Origin of the sequence: Lampropedia aestuarii (assembly GCF_004803635.1) — a bacterium.
Lineage (GTDB): Bacteria > Pseudomonadota > Gammaproteobacteria > Burkholderiales > Burkholderiaceae_C > Lampropedia > Lampropedia aestuarii.
This window is the reverse complement of the sequence record NZ_SSWX01000020.1, coordinates 58,182-74,462: the sequence shown is the minus strand read 5'-3', so window position 1 is coordinate 74,462 and position 16,281 is coordinate 58,182. Positions and strand designations below refer to the sequence as shown.

Genomic DNA, 16,281 nt, shown 5'->3' with positions numbered 1-16,281 from the left:
AGCGGTGAGCCAGACGAGCCTGTGGTTAGACCAACACCAGCTGAAGTAGTGCCTGTGCCATCTTTGGATGAGCGTGCATTGTTGGTGCTGTTCGTGCTGATGCTGGCAATGGCTGCCAGTGCCTTTAATACAAGGGCACTGCGCAGGGGCAAGCGCTAAGCGATCCGGGCTGCGCAGGTGTAGTGATGCACGGGCGTAGCTCGGTTCAAGCGGACGAGTGATTCGTCTCGATCACATACAAACAGGGCCTTTGGGCCCTGTTGTTTTGTGTCTATGCAACTCGCGCTGGCGTTAAGAGCCTGTTCATCATTTCCACGCAGTCGCGTTGAAGGCCCAAAGGATGCAATGCACGGCAAAAATCGCAATTGGATTGCCTGCCCGGCGAGGGTTTTTATCTAAGAAGAGCGCCTTTGAGGCTTCAACTTGAAGCGCAAGGCACAAAAACGCATTGCGGCGTTGCTCGCTGCGGGCATACAGACGTAGGAGCTGCAACAGGCGCTTTGCACTGCCTCTTTTTTGCGTATTGCGCGACTGCAAAAAGATCGTAAACAGGCTCTAAGATGCATAGCGCATGGAGGCGTTGTTTGCGACACCCGTGAGCTTGCGGACTCACCATGCCAGATGGTCCGATCACACTGAATGTGTGCGAGGTCACGGCAAGTTGCAGTTGTTGTGCAGAGTAAGTAATGATGGTGTTGCAACGGCCATTCTCTGTGTGATTTCCAATATCACTAAGGTATTAACACGCGACAATAGAATCATGAATTCACAGGTCAAATTCAGACTTCGTTTTTATACCAACGACACGATTGCCATTGGCCCTGGTAAGGTGGAGTTGCTTGAAGCCATTGGCGCTGCAGGCTCTATCTCTGGGGCTGCTAGGCAGTTGGGTATGTCGTATCGCCGTGCATGGTTGCTGCTGGAAGAGTTGAACGGCTCATTGCGCTCACCGGCTGTTAGCACCACGACGGGGGGGCCCCGTGGTGGTGGGGCCAGCCTGACCGATGTGGGACAGGCCATCATTGCGCACTACCGCTCAATTGAGGCGCTTGCTAGGCAAACTGCAGCGCAAGACATTGAGGCGCTGATGCAACTTTTGCATTAAAGCAAAATTGTCTAAAAGCCTGTTCATCATCTCAACGCGGTCTGCGAAAAGACCATAGGCAGGCTCTAAGAACTCCAATTTTTAAAGGCAGCTGCCGCTCGTGAAGCACCTTATTTCTTGGGCCTGAATGCAGCGCACACGGCGTGATGGGTTTGGATATAGCCTGCGCCGATCAGGTCCAGGCAATAGGGCACGGCAGCGAAAATGCCATGGGCGATCACCGCGCCGCTGTCTTTGTCCTTGAGTCCTCCCAGTGTTTCTGCAATCGCGCGGGGGCGGCCTGGCAAATTCAGAATCAAGGCCTTGCCACGAATCACGCCTACTTGGCGCGACAAAATGGCGGTGGGCACAAAGTGCAAGCTGATCTGGCGCATTTGCTCGCCAAAGCCTGGCATCACGCGATCAGCCACCGCCAGAGTGGCTTCGGGCGTTACATCGCGCACTGCAGGGCCGGTGCCGCCAGTGGTCAGCACCAGATCGCAAGCTGCGATGTCGACCAGCTCGGTTAAGGTTTGTTCGATCACCGCTCGCTCGTCAGGAATCAAGCGCTCTTCAAACTGCAGTGGGTTTTGCACAGCGCTGTGCAGCCAGTCTTTGAGCGCAGGAATGCCCTCGTCCTGGTAGATGCCGTTGCTGGCGCGGTCGCTGGTCGAGACCAGGCCAATGCGAATGGGGGAGAGTTGTGTTGCATCATGCATAGTCGAATGCCTTGCTTAAACGAAGTGCTAGATCGCATTGAACAACGGATAGACGGTCAACGCATCGCCGGGCTGAATGGGCGTGCCAGGTGTGACTTCGGCCAAGGCGTTGGCATGCACCGCACCCGAGAGCATGTTCGAGCCTTGCTGTACCACCGGGCGCACGAGCCATTGGCCTGCTTCATGGCGCAGATTCACGCGTACAAATTCGCGGCGAGGCTCAGGCTTGTCGCGGCTAAAGTCGGCGTATGCGGTCCACTGCAGCGGGCGGGCTTGTTGCTCACTCAAACCGGTCAGGCGCAGCAAAGCAGGCAAGGCCAACTGCTGGAAGGTCACCAGGCTGGAGACGGGGTTGCCCGGCAGCATGAACACGCGGCAGGTGTGGTCGTTGTGGTCAATGCGCCCCCAGGTAAACGGCTTGCCTGGTTTGATAAATAGGCGCCACTGGATCAGCTCGCCCACTTCGGTCAGGGCATTTTTGAGGTGGTCTTCTTCACCCACCGACACACCGCCTGAGCAGACAATCGCATCGCACTCTTGGGCCGCTTGTGCCAGTGCTGCGCGGGTGGCTTCTAACTGGTCGGGCAGATTGCCGCCATCCACTACGGCAAAACCCAATGAGCGCAGCCAAGCGATCAGCATGATGCGGTTGCTGTCGTAGATTTGGCCTGGTCCGAGCGGTTGACCGGGAGGCACCAGTTCGTTGCCACTGGAGAACACACTGACCCGCACTTGCGCGTGCACCGGTGCATGGGTGTAGCCTTGGCCTGCCAGCAGGCCAATGGTGGCTGGGGTCAGGCGTTTGCCTGCGTGCAGCAATACATCGCCCGTCTGTAGTTCTTCGGCGCGGCGGCGGATGTGCTGGCCGTCCTGAATGCTCTGGCCAGCCAGGAGTGTGATGCGCGGTGGTGCTTGATCGGCATCTGCTTGCGTGCGGGTGACATGCTCTTGCATGACCACGGCGCTGCAGCCCACTGGGATGGGCGCGCCGGTGAAGATGCGCGCGGCCTCGCCTGGCGCGAGTAGCAGTGGCGCACCATCGTCGCCAGCGGCAATGCGGTGCACTATGCGCCATTCGTGGCAGTCATTGCCGTTGATCGCATAGCCATCCATTGCGCTGTTGTCGAATTCTGGCACGTTGTGTACAACGGCCACATCCTGGGCCAGGATACGCTGGTTCAAATCCGCCAAAGCCACGGCTTCGTGCCGCAGCAGTGGTGTGTGGGTGGCCAACAAGGTATTGAGGCCGTCATGGTAGTCAAGCAGGTCGTTTGCCATCGGGTTCTGAGATGCGTATAAAAAATTCAGCGTGTGCCGGGGATGGTTTGCAGGCTCTGCAAGGTGCCCAGGTCGTTGATATTGGTGAAGGCTGTTTCTTCGTCAAACTCTAGCAATGCGGTGGCCATAGGCTCGAGCCAACTGCGCAAACTTGGGTTCGGGTGTTCTTGAATATGGGTCCATAAACGCAGCAAGGCCGCTGGGCGGCACAGCACGACGCTGGGGTGTGGCCCGCTGGGTGTAGCCGCCATCACCGCCCAGGCCGGGTTTGCCTCAGTGGCTGAGGGCGACTCTAATGCCTGCCATAAACGCGCGACCAGATCGGTGGGCAAATACGGCGTGTCGCAAGGCACGATCAGCACGGCATCCACATCGGCGGCCAATTGCACGCTGGCACTGAGTATGCCAGCTGCTGGGCCTTGGCCTTGCAGGCTGGGCAGATCCTCTACCACCGGCAAGCCCCAGCTTTGGTAGCTGTCCAGCGCACTGTTGGCACTGATCAGCAGCTGGTCAACTTGTGGCTGTAGGCGCTGGATCACATGCGCGACCAATGGTTGGCCATCAAGTAGTTGCAGGCCTTTGTTCACATAGCCCATGCGGCAGCCTTGGCCACCAGCCAGAACCAGCGCGGCGATCTTGCGTTGGCCCATGCGCTGGCCGGTCTGCTGGTCTGGGCTGAGCGTGCTGCTGGTTTGCCAACGTTGCAAAATTGTCTGGTCACTGGCCTTGGCCTCCACCCAGAGGGAGCTGCCATCGCCAAAGCATTCTTGTTTCCAAAATGGTGCTTCGGTTTTGAGGTAGTCCATGATGAAGGCATTGGCCTCGTAGGCGGCCAGCCGGTGTTTGCTGGCTGTCTCGACCAGCACAATATCTTCGCCCACGGCAATCGTGCCTACGCGGTGCACCACCCGCGCCATTTGCAAATCCCAGCGCTGGCGGGCCTGCTCCACAATGCGCTCAATCTCTCTTTCGGTCACGCCTGGAAAATGCTCCAGCACCAAATGCGTCAAGGCGCTGCTGCGCGCGTCGTTGCGCACGCTGCCAATAAAGCGCACTTGTGCGCCAGTTTGCGCGGCGGCCGAGCCGCTTGGCGCTGCCTGGGCTGTGTGCAGATCAATCGGCGTGCTTTGTATGTGTACGTTAAACACGGCTTAGCCTCCTGTGACGGGGGGCAGGATGGCCACTTGGTCGCCGTCGTTGATGGCGGCAGTGCCGTGTTGCAGTTGTTGGTTGATGGCGATTTTGAAAATACGCCCCGGCTGCAAGGCGTCGGCCCAGTCGGGGCCGCGTTGGCGAAGCAGGTCCAGCAAGTCATCGCTTGTACCAGATAGCCACTGCAGCGTTTCAGAGCCCGAGGGCTGCAACTGTTTGAGATTGCCAAAGTAGGTGATGGTGATCATGGGATGTGCTGGTGAAGTGAGGCGTTAGCCATTCAGTACTTGGAGAGGGAGTCATGGGCCAGTCGCCATGCTTGGCCACCCAAGGGGTCGGGCCTAGGCATGTTCGCCGAAAGCTTGACATGGCCTGCAGTGGCTTATTGGTCACTTTATCAAGCGACAGGTGGTGGTGCTTGTCGCACCATTGTTTGACTCCAGCGCAGAAGTCCAGGCCGCAAGTGGCGATTGGCCAGTGTGTGCGCTAGTGAATCTCTGCAAAACACCGTATTGTGGTGTGAGCACGGTCTCAGGCGATCCGCTGCGCAAGTCTTAGTCGTCCATAGCGATGGCTATGGCCTTCAAGAGACGCTGTGTGGCTATCCTGATACCGCACGCATTGTAGCAATGGGGATTTGCAGAGCTTTCCTAGAGGCACAGTACTGGTGCGCTTGCTGGACGCTGTAAATTTTAGTCGCAAACCATTGCTGTGGGGGGTGTCTCTGGTTGTGTGTGGCTGCTGCCGTTGAATTTTTTGCCAATTTAGCGCGACGGCCGCAAATTGCTTTCCAAACGCCAAGCGGGGTTGACGCATTCACGCCGGGTGGTGGAGAGGCGCTGGCCTTCGCGAAACAGAATATAGCGGTCATGGACATTCAGCCCTTCGATGCGCAGTTGGCCGCTGACCAGGAAGAACTCGCTGGCTACATCGAACAGGTCGTTGCCAAGAGTCGTGCCTTCTCCCAGCAAATTTTCGGCGGCAGTCAGATTATTGAATGGCGAGAAATTGCGCACGGCAGCCAAGCGTGCAGCTGCGGCTTGGGCATCGTTGCCAGGCAGTGCCGCCGCCAAGACACGTTCGCTGGCGGTATTGATATTGATGCGTGTCAGGCGTGGCAAGATCGTTACGTAGGGCTCTAGCAGCAGCACTTGCTGGGGGCTCAGGCCCAGCCATGTCAGCTCTTGCGTGCATGTTGGCGTCAGGGGGACGTCTGCACTGAGCGAGCTGCGGGTCGATTCCAGGTAATTGTCTGCCAGCTGAGTCGCCAGTCTGGCCTCAATGCCCAGTGACGAGAACAGATTTTGAAACTGTTTGAGGACCGTGCCGTCCACTTGGTTGCTTTTGACCAAGTTGGTCACATTCAAGCGGCTATTGAGGTCAGCAATACCACCAGAGAAAAAAGCCTCGTCCAAATCGGCATTCGCATTGGTGTTTTGCGCCACGTTGTTCTCGGCCGTTAAAAAAGTCCCCAGCTTGGCCTCTTCGAGTGGCACGGACCAGGGCTCATTGAGGTGGTCGGTCTTGCCTGCTCTGGCATCCAGGTACATGATGATCTTGCCCCAGTCCAGGGCACCTGTAATCAGCCAGCGCGCTTGTGACTGGGCGCGTTCATCGGCTTCGGCCCGCACGCTTTGGTATTGCTGCCAGGTCGCGGCGGCGGCCAGGCTGGCGACCAGGGCCACAATCAGCATGGCAAGTAGCAAGGCTGCGCCGCGCTGTTTGCGCTGTCCATCAGTGCGGTGGGACGGTGGCAAGCCGTTGGATGTGGGGGCGCAGGCGTTCATCGTGTCCTCCCGTAGCTTGGGCGCAGCCAGTCGCGGGTGATTCTGCCACTGAAGACCTGGTTAGGGGCGAGGTCGAGCTCCAGGCGAACCGCCTCAGGCAAGGCAAAAAGGGCATAGGGGGCGGTGTATTGCGCGGTGTCGGAATTGCTGCCGGTGTCACTGTCGTCGCCTCCAGTGCCGGTATTGTTGCCCTCTGTCTCGCCACTGGAGAGTGGGTTGCTCCAGCGGCCATCGCGCGCGTAGTACAGGCGCCAGTCGGTGATTGGCACCAAGACCGTTTGCTGGCCTTGGCCGCTGCTGCCCTGGCCTTGTGACCACAGCTGCGCTGAAGACCAGGCCTGGCGCCATTGCTCACGGTTGACGATGGGCGCTGATTGCCAGCGCAGCCAGTATTTCTGCCCATTCAGTACGCGCTCAGACCAGGCAACGACCGCCACCGTGGGGGCATCTGCAGGGCTTAGGCGCGGATTGGCCCGGGTGATGCGCAGTACCTTGCCATCCCAGTCCAGCGGCGTGAGCGACAAGATATTGCTCATGTGCTCCAAATCTGTTTGCCATTGCATCAGTGTGGTTTGCAGCACAGCTTGTTCGGTGGCATTGCGCTGCGTATAGGCCTGTGCACGCAGCAAGCCATCAATGCCGCGCCAGCTGACGGCAGCCATCACGGCCATCAAAGCAATCGCGACCATGACCTCGATCAGCGTAAAACCACCAAGCAAACGCTGCGCAGCGGGCGTTGTGGCGCGGGTTGACGGTGGTATCAATGCATGCATCATCTGCCTCAATAGCGGCCAACCAAGGTCGAAACAGACAGCACAAAATACTGCTCGGTGCTCACGCGCGCATCAACACGGCGCAGCGCCGGGTTGACAGTGCCACTGGTCACCAGCTCGACCTGAAAGCGCCGCCCCGCTTGCTCGCATTGGGTTTGAATTGTGCCGATTGAGGGCAGTTGCAACAGCATGCGCATCTGGATCAGCTCATTTTCTGCACACCACTGGGCCAGCATCACATCGCTGCGGCGTTCGGCGTTGTGCAACAAGGCACCGGCAGCGCGTGAACCTGCGGCCAGCGCAATCGCCACAATCGCCAGCGCGACCAACACCTCGATCAGCGTGAAACCACGCTGGTGCATGCGCAGCGGTGTGGGCTTGGCAAGATAGCCAGGCGGCCAAAGAGTGTGAAGGGACACGTGCGGTGACTCCGGCAGCTTACGGCGATTCAACTGCGAAAGGGCGCAGGCCATCAGTGCTGACACGCACGCGCACTTGAGGGCGCTCGCGCAAAGCCAATACGACGGACTGGGCCGCAATGATTGGCTCAGGACCCAGCACCACGGGGCGCTCTAGCAAGGCCATGGTTTGCTTGTTCTCCCAGTGGGTTGGGCGTTGTGCAATCCATTGCTTGGCCGGCCCTTCAAAGACAAAGCCTTGTTCGGTGGCATTCCAGCGCATTGGCATGCCACTGGCGCGTGAATACGCACGCCCCGCTTCCAGTAAGGCGGCTAAGCGAGCGCCTTCGCGCTCCAAGGCGCGCACCTGGTTGTCTGGCCATTGGATGGCAACCACCGCTGAGCCAATCGCGATGATGGCCACCACCACCATGATCTCCAGCAGGGTAAAGCCGCGCGAGGCGCGCAGAGCGCGCAAGGTGTGCGGTGGGCGAGTCAGCCTGGCGGTCAACACAGGATCAAAGCGCGTTGCGGAATCGGGATGGTTTATTGCCAGCTGCCAATATCGGCATCCAGGCCTTCACCGCCTGGGCGACCATCCGCACCATAGGACAAAATATCCACTTCGCCATACACCCCTGGGTAGATATAGACGTACGGATTGCCCCAAGGGTCATTGGGCAGTTTGCCGTTGTCCAGGTACGGACGTGACCATTTGGTGGGCACCGGCTCAGTGGTTGGACGCACCACCAGCGCCTGCAAACCTTGCTCGGCTGTGGGGTAGCGCATATTGTCGGTGCGGTAGAGTTTGAGTGCAGTCATCAAGGTATTGATGTCGGCACGTGCGGCCGTTTGGCGTGCCTCATCCGTGCGGCCCAAGATGCTGGGGGCAACCAGGGCGGCCAAGACGCCAATAATGACCACCACCACCATGATTTCAATCAAGGTGAAGCCGCGCTGCAGCATGTGCTTGGGGCGGTGGCGAGGCGCGATGCGCGGCGAGGAAAATGACGCTGAAAACATGGCTGAATCGATCAAAAAAACGTGAGCAATCGGGCGTTGTCAAAGAAGCACAAGCCTGGGTTTTGGCAGGCAATATCTGCACCTGTCGCCAGCTATTGGCGAACAGGCTCTTAGAGCGTAAACACGTTCTAAGAGCGACCGGGCGCGTCAAAGTTGCAGAGCCTAGCGAGATGTAGCAGTTTAGTATGACCATTGTGTGGCAGCCTTATTGTATGGATGCTACACAGCAATCTGAATACCTGGGCTGCGCCGTTGTTCCTTTTAACAGATTTGTCAATCATAATCGCGTAATGCAGATCTCTATGCTTCAAAATCGTTTGTTTCAAGGCGTGTCAACCAGCGCTGTGTGGGCCTTGGCGGTGGGCTCCGTCGTGTACTGGGTCCTCTCGATGCCGGGAGCAGGCGCGCATGAAGCCTCTGGCAGTGTGGCTACCAATGCCTTAGTGGCAGACAGCCAAGGCATGCGCCGTTTGCTTGGTGCCATCGACGCCCCTGTGGTCGCTGCGGAGGCTGCACCTGCGGCTGCAACCCAGCTCGCTCTGGTGGGGGTTGTGGCAGGCACGCAAAGTGGGCAGGGGGCGGCTTTGATCGCGGTCAATGGCCAGCCAGCACGTACGGTACGGGTAGGCCACCGCCTACAAGGCGAGCAGGGTTTGTATTTGCAGTCCTTGCAAGGCCGCGTTGCTTATTTAGGGCCAGATTTGGCGGGGCCAAGCACCGTGGAGCTGGTGCTGCCTGAATTCAAAACCAACCAAGTCACGCCGGTTGCGGCAGCGCGTAATGCCACCGGCAGAGTGTTGGGCTCGCAGCCTTTGCCTGCAGCGCCACTGCGCCAAGCTGAGAACAATGATTAACGGCTAAGGACCAGTTCATCCACTCTGCGCGACTGTGAAAAGATCATTAACAGGTTCTCAGACAGAGCACTTACCTTTAAACCAAAGGCGTGCGCGCAAATACCAGTGCATCCACATGCGTCGCGCCCGCAGCCAGCAGCAGATCGGTCAAGGCAAACAGCGTGGCCCCAGTCGTCATGACATCATCCACCAGCAGCACCTTGCGGCCAACCCAGAGGCTGCGATCCGCAGGCTTGAGGCTGTAGAGCTGTTGCCTGCGTTGTAGCCGCTGCTGGCGCGGCAGTCTGGCTTGGGCCTGCGGCACATGGCGACGTTCAATGCCCTGTGTAATACAGGGCATGGCGATGCCGCTGCTGCGACGCAAAGCCTTGCCCAGTTCCCAGGCCTGGTTGTAGCCCCGCTCACGCAAACGCGCCGTGGCCAAAGGAATCGGCACCATGCACTCGGCCTGTTGCAATAGTGCCTCACACAAGGGCTGACGCAAGAGCAGTTGGGCCATCGCATCGGCCCAGGCCGGTCGCTGGTGAAATTTAAAGGCTTCAACGGCCTGGTGCCATGGGTAGCCGTAATCGACGGCCGCCACACAATGGCGCAAAGGACTGGGCAAACGTGTGCAGGCTGGGCAGGCTGATTCGGGCTGGCGCAAAGCCAGCGCACAGCGCAGGCAGCGCTGTTGTGGCGGTGTATAGCGCACAAGGCATGATGCGCAAATGCCGCCGGGTTGCTGCCAGACCGGCCAGGCATGGCAAAACGGGCATTGCGCAGGCAGCCAGCGCGCGGCATAGAAAGCATGCGCATGGTGCCAGGCCGTGTGCAAAAAACGCGGCAGTGGGACACGTTCAGGGGCAAACATGGCCCTATGGTAGGCAAAGCTGCTTCAGAATGCCTATAGTAGCGCCTGCGCTTTGCTGCTCTTTTGCCGTGTTTAACAATTGCCCCTCAAGCGCCACCATGGCGTTAAGGGCTTGGCTGTAGATTGGCCATCACAGCGGCAGGGCCTTGAACATACCAAGCACACGATGAATTCTCCCGACACCAGCTCAACACCCCCTTCGTTGGATGCCAATGCCTTGCTGCGCTGGCGCCAGCGGGCCCCAGCGCACAGCCCTTGGTTGCATGAAGAAGTGGGGCGGCGCATGCAAGAGCGGCTGCAATGGATTGTCAAACCTCCGCAGAGCTGGATCGATTGGGAGCCGGTGCGTGGCGGCATGGCCGCGCACGACCTGGTGCAGCAACGCCTGCCTAAAAGCCAGTCATGGCTGCTCCATGCTCAGCCCGCGCACACGGTGCTGGCCAAGCAGCGTTGGCACACCTCGATGCTGTCGCGCTTGGGTGGTGCCAAAGCGGTGCAGTTCCAGCCGCCCAAGCATGAGGTGGACATGGTCTGGGCCAATATGAGTTTGCATTTGGCCGCCGATCCGCCAGCGCTGATTCGCCAATGGGCGCAGGCTTTGCATGCGCAAGGCTTTGTGATGTTTTCCTGCTTTGGCCCAGACACCTTGGTCGAGCTGCGCCGCCTGCACGCGAAAATGGGCTGGCCCGCGCCTGCGCAGGAATTCACCGACATGCACGACTTGGGCGATATGCTGGTGGCCCAAGGCTTTGCCGAGCCGGTGATGGATATGGAGCATATCCGCTTGCAGTTTCCCAGTGCCGAGCGGGCGCAGCAGGAACTTCGCGAGTTGGGTCGCAACCTGCATGTTGGGCGCTTTACTGGCTTGCGCGGCCGCCAATGGCATGCGCAGTGGTTGCAAGCCGTGCAGTCGTTGGCGGGTGAGCGCGGGCAGCTTGAGTTCAATTTTGAAATCATCTACGGCCATGCGTTCAAGGCCCCGCCCAAAATGAAAGTCTCGCAAGAAACGGCCATCAGTCTTAAAGACATGCGTGCGGCTTTGCATAAATCGCAGGCCTGATGACACTGTGGCCTAGAGCCTGTTCAAAGTCTCGACGCAGTCGCGCAAGGCACAAAAAAGAGGCAGCACAAGACGCCTGTTGCAGCTCATACGTCTGTATGAGCAAAACGGGCAACGCAGTCATGCGCTTTTTTGTGCCTTGCAGCTCTTTTTGGTATTGGGGGTTGGAGTCCAAAAGGCACGCTGCCTTGTTAAAAATCCTCGCCGGGCAGATAGCCCGACTGCGGTTTTTGCCGCGCATCGTATCCTTTTGGGCTCCAACGCGGTCTGCGTGGAGACTTTGAACAGGCTCTAAGACTGGCGTGGTGCGCTGGCTTTGAACACACGCAGAAGGGGAGCGGCTACAATAAGCCCCCTTTACTGCGTGTGTTGTAACGGTATTCGCGCAGATTGCGCTGGCGCCAGCGCAAGTGCCGCTAGCAGTCCTTGTGCTGGGGGCGACTCCTTTTCCTTGTGTTTATTGTGACGAATCGCATGCTCCGTAAGCTGGCTTTTTGGGTGTCTTTATCGGCCAGTTTCATGGTTCATACAGCTGCGCGCGCGCAAACCCAGACAGCCGATGCCTGCGCCGCCGCAGTGTTGGCGACCAACGGGCCCCAAACCCAGTGGGGTTGGCTGCAATGGTTGCTGATGGCCTTGTGCCTGGTGTTGTTTGTCGTTGCCTACGGACTCATTTTTTGGGCCACGGCCCGCCACCGCCGTCGCAGCGAGCAAGCTAAATGGTGGCGTGATTCACGCCTGGCCGATCTGTTGTGGACTTTGCTGCCACTGCTTTTTGTCGTGGCGATGCTGTGGCCGATGTTCAAGCCCATGTTGCTGGCTGAGCCTTCGGCGCAATCGTCCTCGCAAGCGCTGATTGTGCATATCGATGATGGCTTGCCAACCACTGCGGCTGACTGCGCGCCTAATAGCCGTTAAGAACGTGTTTACGTTCTAAGAGCTGCTAACACCACCCTGATGCGTCGTTGTACAACCTCTGTACCTGCTTGTACTGACTGCGGTTTGTAGTGCGTTGCGCTTGTGATCAAGTGGTGCGGATGGGGTAGCGCAGTCGTAAAAACAAGAACAAGGCCGCGCCAATCACCAAGGTGGCTGCCGCCACCGACAAGGCCAGCGCAAAGCCTTGTTGCTGTGAGCTGGCACGGCCCAGAATCCACACCACCATCGGTGGACCGGCAATCTGGCCAATGCCATACAGGGTTGTGATCGCGCCGATAAAAGGCGCGGCATGCTCTGGCAGCAGGCGACGCACTTCCTGCACCGCAAACAAGGTCAGTGCCGTGAATGGCAGGCCCAGCAAAATGCTGCCCAGAATAAAGCCGATGCTATTGGGCAGCCACAAGGGCAAGACCACACCAAGGGCTTGCAGCAGGTAGCTGAGAATGAGCAGGGTGCGGCGATCGCGCCAGGGCGCAATAAAGCGCGTACTGGCAGCGCCGACCGCCACAGCCAGGCCAAAAATGGGCCAGAACAAGGCAATCCAAGGCGAGCCAGGCATGACTGTACGCGCAATCACAGGCAAATACGTGGCGGTGATGATGTAGCCAAAACCGGCAAAACCATAGGCAATGGCCAGCAGCACTTGCTCGCTGCTCCAGTGGATGGTGCGGCGCTGTAAGGCACTGCTGGCAATTGGCGCGGCTTGTGGCGCACTGGCAGGCGCTTGGCGCTGTTCATGCCGGTGCACTCTGGCAGTGATATGCCACACAAAGGCGCTCAACGCAATGGCTGCTGTGCCTATCACGGCCCAGATGAGCTGTGCATGGGCTTGCCACAAGGCCATCTTGGAGACCAGCAGGCCTGAGACCGCAATGCCAATGCCGGGGCCGGCATAAATCAAACCGCCAAGCTGGTTGGCTTGGCGCACGGCCAGCTGCTCCAAACACCAGGCGGTGGTATAGACAAATACCCAGGCCGAGACAATGCCGGCGACCGTGCGGGCCAGCGCCCACAGCGACGGCAGTGGCAAGGCCATGACAAACAGCAGCAGTGTGGTGCCGATCAGGCCGCCACGCAGCAAAGGCAATGTCAACTGGCGCAGTTGCTGGGTGCTGCGCTTGTGCAGCACGAAGGGCAGGGCCATGCAACTGAGGGCACCCAGCAAATAGCCGATATAGTTGAGCGTGGCCAGCCAACTGCCAAAGCGCAAGTCAACCAGGCCATCCTGCACCATCAGCGGCAATAGCGGGGTGAAGGCAAAGCGGCCCAGTCCCAGCGCGCAGGCCAAAGAAATGGCCCCGGCGAGCGCAATCGTCAATGCCGAGGGCGATGGGGGCAGTGGTTGCGGTGCAGTGTCAGTTGTGGGGCTGGCCATAGTGTGTAGGGTGTGGTAGAGCGTGTTTACGATCTTTTTACAGACCGCGTTGGAGCCCAAAAGGATACGATGCGCGGCATAAAACGCAGTCGGGCTATCTGCCCGGCGAGGATTTTGAACAAAGCAGCGTGCCTTTTGGACTCCAACCCGAAGGGCAAGGTACAAAAAAGCGCATTGCGGCGTTGCCCGTTTTGCTCATACAGACGTATGAGCTGCAACAGGCGCCTTGCACTGCCTCTTTTTTGTGCCTTGCGCGACTGCAAAAAGATCGTAAACACGTTCTGAGGGCGCGGCAGCAAACAGGACTGCAGTCCACTGCGTTTGCGGCATGGCAGTATGTGCCGTGCTGCGTACCTGCTTGCTGAATCAGCCTGCGATTGTGCGCTTTTTCTCGCTTTCGTGTGGCGTAGTGGCTGACTGGGCGGCTTCTTCCAGCCAGGTTCTGAACGCAGCCAGTGCCGGGCGTTCGGTTTTGCGCTCGGGCACGATCAGCCAATAGGCGCGGTCGGTGCTGAGCGCGTGTGCGCAAGGCGTGACCAAGGCCCCCGAGGCCAGTTCTTGTTGAATCAAAAATGGCGGAATCAGCGCCACGCCCATGCGGTCCATTGCCGCTTGGGCCAGCATCGAGAACAGTTCTAGCCGCATGCCCGACATATCGTGGTCTACACGCAGGCCTTGGCTTTCAAACCATTGGCGCCAGTGGTAGGGCCGTGTGCTTTGCTGTAGCAAGGGCAGCTTGGCAATCGCCTGGGCGTCGAGCTGGCCATCTGCGGTCAAAGGCAAGCCTGGCAGCGCCGGGCTGCACACCGGCACAGGGTATTCGTGCATCAAAAAGTGCGCGACGGTGCCTGGCCAGCCCGCGTCGCCAAAATAGATCGCTGCGTCGTATGCGGTCTGGTCAAACAGAAATGGCCGCGTTTGCGTGTTCATATGCACGAGGATCTCTGGGTGCTGGCGCTGGAAGTCTGGCAGGCGCGGCAGCAGCCAGCGCGTGGCAAAAGTGGGCACGACGGCCAGCTCCAATTCGGTGCCTACGCCTTTTTGGGCCATCAGTTGCAAGGTGTCGCGGGCCAGTGCATCCAGGCGCGGGCTGATTTGCCGGTAATAACTCTGGCCTGCCTCAGTCAATTGCACACCGCGGCGGGTGCGGCGAAACAGCGCCACGCCCAGGTAGGCCTCCAGCGCAGCGATCTGCCTGCATATCGCACTTTGAGTTAGCGACAATTCGTCGGCCGCGCGCGTATAGCTCTCATGCCGCGCCGATGCCTCGAAAGCCAATAAACCGTGGGTGCTGGGGATTTTGCGTCTCATGCCCGGTATTATGGTTCGGAGTGCGCTTTGCGCACAATTACATGCAGAAAAAGCGGTTGAATAGTCAATTGTGGCTTTATAAAATGCATAAATCGCATTTTTAATGCCTTGGCTAAGAGATCAATGCTTGGCCTGGCTAGTAAAGAAATTGTTTGAACGCCCCACGACTGCGCTGTTTGAGCGCAAGCCGTCATGACCTTAGGAGATCGATATGTCCGCATCCAAAGCCGTTTTCAGCTGGGAAGATCCACTTAGCCTGGAGAGCCAACTCACCGAAGACGAGCGCCAAGTGCGCGATGCAGCACGTGCGTATTGCCAGGAAAAACTCAAGCCCCGCGTGCAGCTGGCATTTCGCAATGAGTCGACCGATCCAGCTATTTTTCGTGAAATGGGTGAGTTGGGCCTGCTGGGCGCGACGATTCCAGAGCAATACGGCGGCGCGGGTCTGAACTACGTGTGCTATGGTTTGGTGGCCCGTGAAGTCGAGCGCATTGACTCTGGCTACCGCTCGATGATGAGCGTGCAATCCTCGCTGGTGATGGTGCCGATCAACGAATTCGGCAATGAAGCGACCAAGCAAAAATACCTGCCCAAACTGGCCTCTGGCGAATGGATTGGCTGCTTTGGCCTGACCGAGCCGAACCACGGCTCTGACCCGGGCAGCATGATCACCCGCGCCAAAAAGGTCGATGGCGGCTACAGCCTCTCGGGCAGCAAAATGTGGATTACCAACAGCCCGATCGCCGATGTGTTTGTGGTCTGGGCCAAGGACGACGAAGGTCAGATCCGTGGCTTTGTGCTGGAAAAAGGCTGGAAAGGCCTGTCTGCTCCAGCCATCCATGGCAAAGTGGGTCTGCGCGCATCGATCACCGGCGAGATCGTCATGGACGAGGTGTTCGTGCCTGAAGAAAACGCATTCCCCGATGTACGCGGCCTCAAAGGCCCGTTCACTTGCCTCAACAGCGCACGTTTTGGTATTGCCTGGGGCGCCTTGGGTGCAGCGGAAGACTGCTTTGAAACGGCACGCCAGTACACGCTGGACCGCCAGCAGTTCGGTCGCCCATTGGCTGCCAACCAGCTGGTGCAGAAAAAACTCGCTGACATGCTGACTGAAATCAATATCGGCCTGCAAGCCTGCTTGCAAGTGGGCCGCCTCAAGGATGCTGGCCAGGCACCGGTGGAGATCACCTCCATCATCAAGCGCAATAGCTGCGGCAAGGCGCTGGACATTGCCCGCCAGGCCCGTGACATGCTGGGCGGCAACGGCATCAGCGACGAGTTTGGCGTCGCGCGCCACCTGGTCAACCTGGAAGTAGTCAACACCTACGAAGGCACGCACGATGTGCATGCGCTGATTCTGGGGCGTGCGATCACTGGTATCGCCGCATTCGCCAACTGATTGCTTCAAAGCCATCGCGTGGGGCCGTTGTGCATGGCCCCGCACAGGCGGTATCACTGGACTCATAGCTTGCGGCATCGTGCCGCGCGCAGAGTCGGTGTCGCCATTTTTTATGGGGGACGCCCTTCGGGGCGCGGACCTTCACGATCGCACGTACCAACGCATTCTGCTGGCTGCGTCCCCCGCCTTTTTAGTGATTGCATGGCCTGCTACTGCCATCGCCTGGCGTGGCTTGGCGCAACCAGGCATGGCTTTTGATTCTTCAATGGAATGTAT

The 16,281-nt window shown here is 58.8% G+C and carries 17 protein-coding genes; 5 read left to right on the top strand and 12 right to left on the bottom strand.

All coding sequences use genetic code 11. The annotated features are described in order from the left end of the window. Positions 1 to 760 precede the first annotated feature (760 nt). Complete coding sequence (locus E8K88_RS14210) at positions 761 to 1,105, top strand: winged helix-turn-helix domain-containing protein (protein ID WP_136407335.1); 345 nt, start codon at positions 761 to 763, stop codon at positions 1,103 to 1,105. A gap of 110 nt (positions 1,106 to 1,215) precedes the next feature. Here the strand turns inward: E8K88_RS14210 and mog are convergent, their stop codons facing one another. The 9 genes from mog to gspG all read right to left on the bottom strand — a co-directional run bounded on the left by mog (position 1,216) and on the right by gspG (position 8,214). Continuing rightward, the gene (mog, locus tag E8K88_RS14205; RefSeq protein ID WP_136407334.1) at positions 1,216 to 1,803 is read right to left on the bottom strand and encodes a molybdopterin adenylyltransferase; all 588 of its coding nucleotides are present in this window, start codon (positions 1,801 to 1,803) and stop codon (positions 1,216 to 1,218) included. A 27-nt stretch (positions 1,804 to 1,830) separates the two neighbouring features. Continuing rightward, entirely contained in the window at positions 1,831 to 3,081 is a 1,251-nt protein-coding gene (locus tag E8K88_RS14200) for a molybdopterin molybdotransferase MoeA (RefSeq protein ID WP_136407333.1), read from the bottom strand. 26 nt (positions 3,082 to 3,107) lie between these two features. Beyond that, positions 3,108 to 4,229 carry an NTP transferase domain-containing protein gene (locus E8K88_RS18055; RefSeq protein WP_168797338.1) on the bottom strand — a complete coding sequence of 374 codons (1,122 nt, stop codon included), beginning with the start codon at positions 4,227 to 4,229 and terminating at the stop codon, positions 3,108 to 3,110. Between the two features lie 3 nt (positions 4,230 to 4,232). Then, positions 4,233 to 4,481: a MoaD/ThiS family protein gene (locus E8K88_RS14190; protein WP_136407332.1), complete on the bottom strand. Its 249-nt coding sequence runs from the start codon at positions 4,479 to 4,481 to the stop codon at positions 4,233 to 4,235. A gap of 516 nt (positions 4,482 to 4,997) precedes the next feature. Continuing rightward, entirely contained in the window at positions 4,998 to 6,020 is a 1,023-nt protein-coding gene (gene gspK, locus E8K88_RS14185; RefSeq protein ID WP_136407331.1) for a type II secretion system minor pseudopilin GspK, read from the bottom strand. Continuing rightward, positions 6,017 to 6,796 (bottom strand): PulJ/GspJ family protein, encoded by a 780-nt coding sequence (locus E8K88_RS14180; protein ID WP_136407330.1) that lies wholly within the window; start codon positions 6,794 to 6,796, stop codon positions 6,017 to 6,019. Before E8K88_RS14180 ends, gspK begins: the two co-directional genes overlap by 4 nt. A 5-nt stretch (positions 6,797 to 6,801) precedes the next feature. Next, entirely contained in the window at positions 6,802 to 7,155 is a 354-nt protein-coding gene (gene gspI / locus E8K88_RS14175) for a type II secretion system minor pseudopilin GspI (protein ID WP_136407341.1), read from the bottom strand. A gap of 76 nt (positions 7,156 to 7,231) precedes the next feature. Beyond that, positions 7,232 to 7,702, bottom strand: a complete 471-nt coding sequence (locus tag E8K88_RS14170; protein ID WP_240754545.1) for a type II secretion system protein — start codon at positions 7,700 to 7,702, stop codon at positions 7,232 to 7,234. A gap of 35 nt (positions 7,703 to 7,737) precedes the next feature. Beyond that, entirely contained in the window at positions 7,738 to 8,214 is a 477-nt protein-coding gene (gspG, locus tag E8K88_RS14165; protein WP_136407329.1) for a type II secretion system major pseudopilin GspG, read from the bottom strand. Between the two features lie 302 nt (positions 8,215 to 8,516). On the opposite strand from gspG, the gene E8K88_RS14160 reads away from it, so the two are divergent. Continuing rightward, positions 8,517 to 9,068: a type II secretion system protein N gene (locus E8K88_RS14160; protein WP_168797337.1), complete on the top strand. Its 552-nt coding sequence runs from the start codon at positions 8,517 to 8,519 to the stop codon at positions 9,066 to 9,068. 76 nt (positions 9,069 to 9,144) lie between these two features. On the opposite strand, the gene E8K88_RS14155 is transcribed toward E8K88_RS14160, so the two are convergent. Continuing rightward, positions 9,145 to 9,921 carry a ComF family protein gene (locus E8K88_RS14155; protein WP_136407327.1) on the bottom strand — a complete coding sequence of 259 codons (777 nt, stop codon included), beginning with the start codon at positions 9,919 to 9,921 and terminating at the stop codon, positions 9,145 to 9,147. A 166-nt stretch (positions 9,922 to 10,087) separates the two neighbouring features. Here E8K88_RS14155 and E8K88_RS14150 point away from each other — a divergent pair, with 166 nt between their 5' ends. Next, complete coding sequence (locus tag E8K88_RS14150; protein ID WP_136407326.1) at positions 10,088 to 10,981, top strand: class I SAM-dependent methyltransferase; 894 nt, start codon at positions 10,088 to 10,090, stop codon at positions 10,979 to 10,981. 519 nt (positions 10,982 to 11,500) lie between these two features. Continuing rightward, a complete protein-coding gene (locus tag E8K88_RS14145) occupies positions 11,501 to 11,899 on the top strand; it encodes a cytochrome c oxidase subunit II transmembrane domain-containing protein (RefSeq protein ID WP_168797336.1) in 399 nt (132 codons plus the stop codon). A 106-nt stretch (positions 11,900 to 12,005) separates the two neighbouring features. Here E8K88_RS14145 and E8K88_RS14140 read toward each other — a convergent pair whose 3' ends face one another. Further along, positions 12,006 to 13,295, bottom strand: a complete 1,290-nt coding sequence (locus E8K88_RS14140) for a YbfB/YjiJ family MFS transporter (protein ID WP_136407324.1) — start codon at positions 13,293 to 13,295, stop codon at positions 12,006 to 12,008. Between the two features lie 366 nt (positions 13,296 to 13,661). Further along, a complete protein-coding gene (locus E8K88_RS14135; RefSeq protein WP_136407323.1) occupies positions 13,662 to 14,606 on the bottom strand; it encodes a LysR family transcriptional regulator in 945 nt (314 codons plus the stop codon). A gap of 211 nt (positions 14,607 to 14,817) precedes the next feature. Between E8K88_RS14135 and E8K88_RS14130 the strand changes: the two genes are divergently transcribed. Next, on the top strand, positions 14,818 to 16,005 hold the full coding sequence (locus tag E8K88_RS14130) for an acyl-CoA dehydrogenase (RefSeq protein ID WP_136407322.1): 1,188 nt from the start codon (positions 14,818 to 14,820) through the stop codon (positions 16,003 to 16,005). Positions 16,006 to 16,281: the final 276 nt, after the last annotated feature.

Excerpts from the sequence above, each read along its gene's own strand:
- E8K88_RS14180 (WP_136407330.1), bottom strand. The coding sequence starts at position 6,796 with ATGATGCATGCATTGATACCACCGTCAACCCGCGCCACAACGCCCGCT.
- gspK (WP_136407331.1), bottom strand. The coding sequence starts at position 6,020 with ATGAACGCCTGCGCCCCCACATCCAACGGCTTGCCACCGTCCCACCGC.
- gspI (WP_136407341.1), bottom strand. The coding sequence starts at position 7,155 with ATGCACCAGCGTGGTTTCACGCTGATCGAGGTGTTGGTCGCGCTGGCG.
- E8K88_RS14200 (WP_136407333.1), bottom strand. The coding sequence starts at position 3,081 with ATGGCAAACGACCTGCTTGACTACCATGACGGCCTCAATACCTTGTTG.
- E8K88_RS14140 (WP_136407324.1), bottom strand. The coding sequence starts at position 13,295 with ATGGCCAGCCCCACAACTGACACTGCACCGCAACCACTGCCCCCATCG.
- E8K88_RS14160 (WP_168797337.1), top strand. The coding sequence starts at position 8,517 with ATGCTTCAAAATCGTTTGTTTCAAGGCGTGTCAACCAGCGCTGTGTGG.
- E8K88_RS14210 (WP_136407335.1), top strand. The coding sequence starts at position 761 with ATGAATTCACAGGTCAAATTCAGACTTCGTTTTTATACCAACGACACG.
- mog (WP_136407334.1), bottom strand. The coding sequence starts at position 1,803 with ATGCATGATGCAACACAACTCTCCCCCATTCGCATTGGCCTGGTCTCG.
- E8K88_RS14150 (WP_136407326.1), top strand. The coding sequence starts at position 10,088 with ATGAATTCTCCCGACACCAGCTCAACACCCCCTTCGTTGGATGCCAAT.
- E8K88_RS14135 (WP_136407323.1), bottom strand. The coding sequence starts at position 14,606 with ATGAGACGCAAAATCCCCAGCACCCACGGTTTATTGGCTTTCGAGGCA.
- E8K88_RS14130 (WP_136407322.1), top strand. The coding sequence starts at position 14,818 with ATGTCCGCATCCAAAGCCGTTTTCAGCTGGGAAGATCCACTTAGCCTG.
- E8K88_RS14155 (WP_136407327.1), bottom strand. The coding sequence starts at position 9,921 with ATGTTTGCCCCTGAACGTGTCCCACTGCCGCGTTTTTTGCACACGGCC.
- gspG (WP_136407329.1), bottom strand. The coding sequence starts at position 8,214 with ATGTTTTCAGCGTCATTTTCCTCGCCGCGCATCGCGCCTCGCCACCGC.
- E8K88_RS14190 (WP_136407332.1), bottom strand. The coding sequence starts at position 4,481 with ATGATCACCATCACCTACTTTGGCAATCTCAAACAGTTGCAGCCCTCG.
- E8K88_RS14145 (WP_168797336.1), top strand. The coding sequence starts at position 11,501 with ATGGTTCATACAGCTGCGCGCGCGCAAACCCAGACAGCCGATGCCTGC.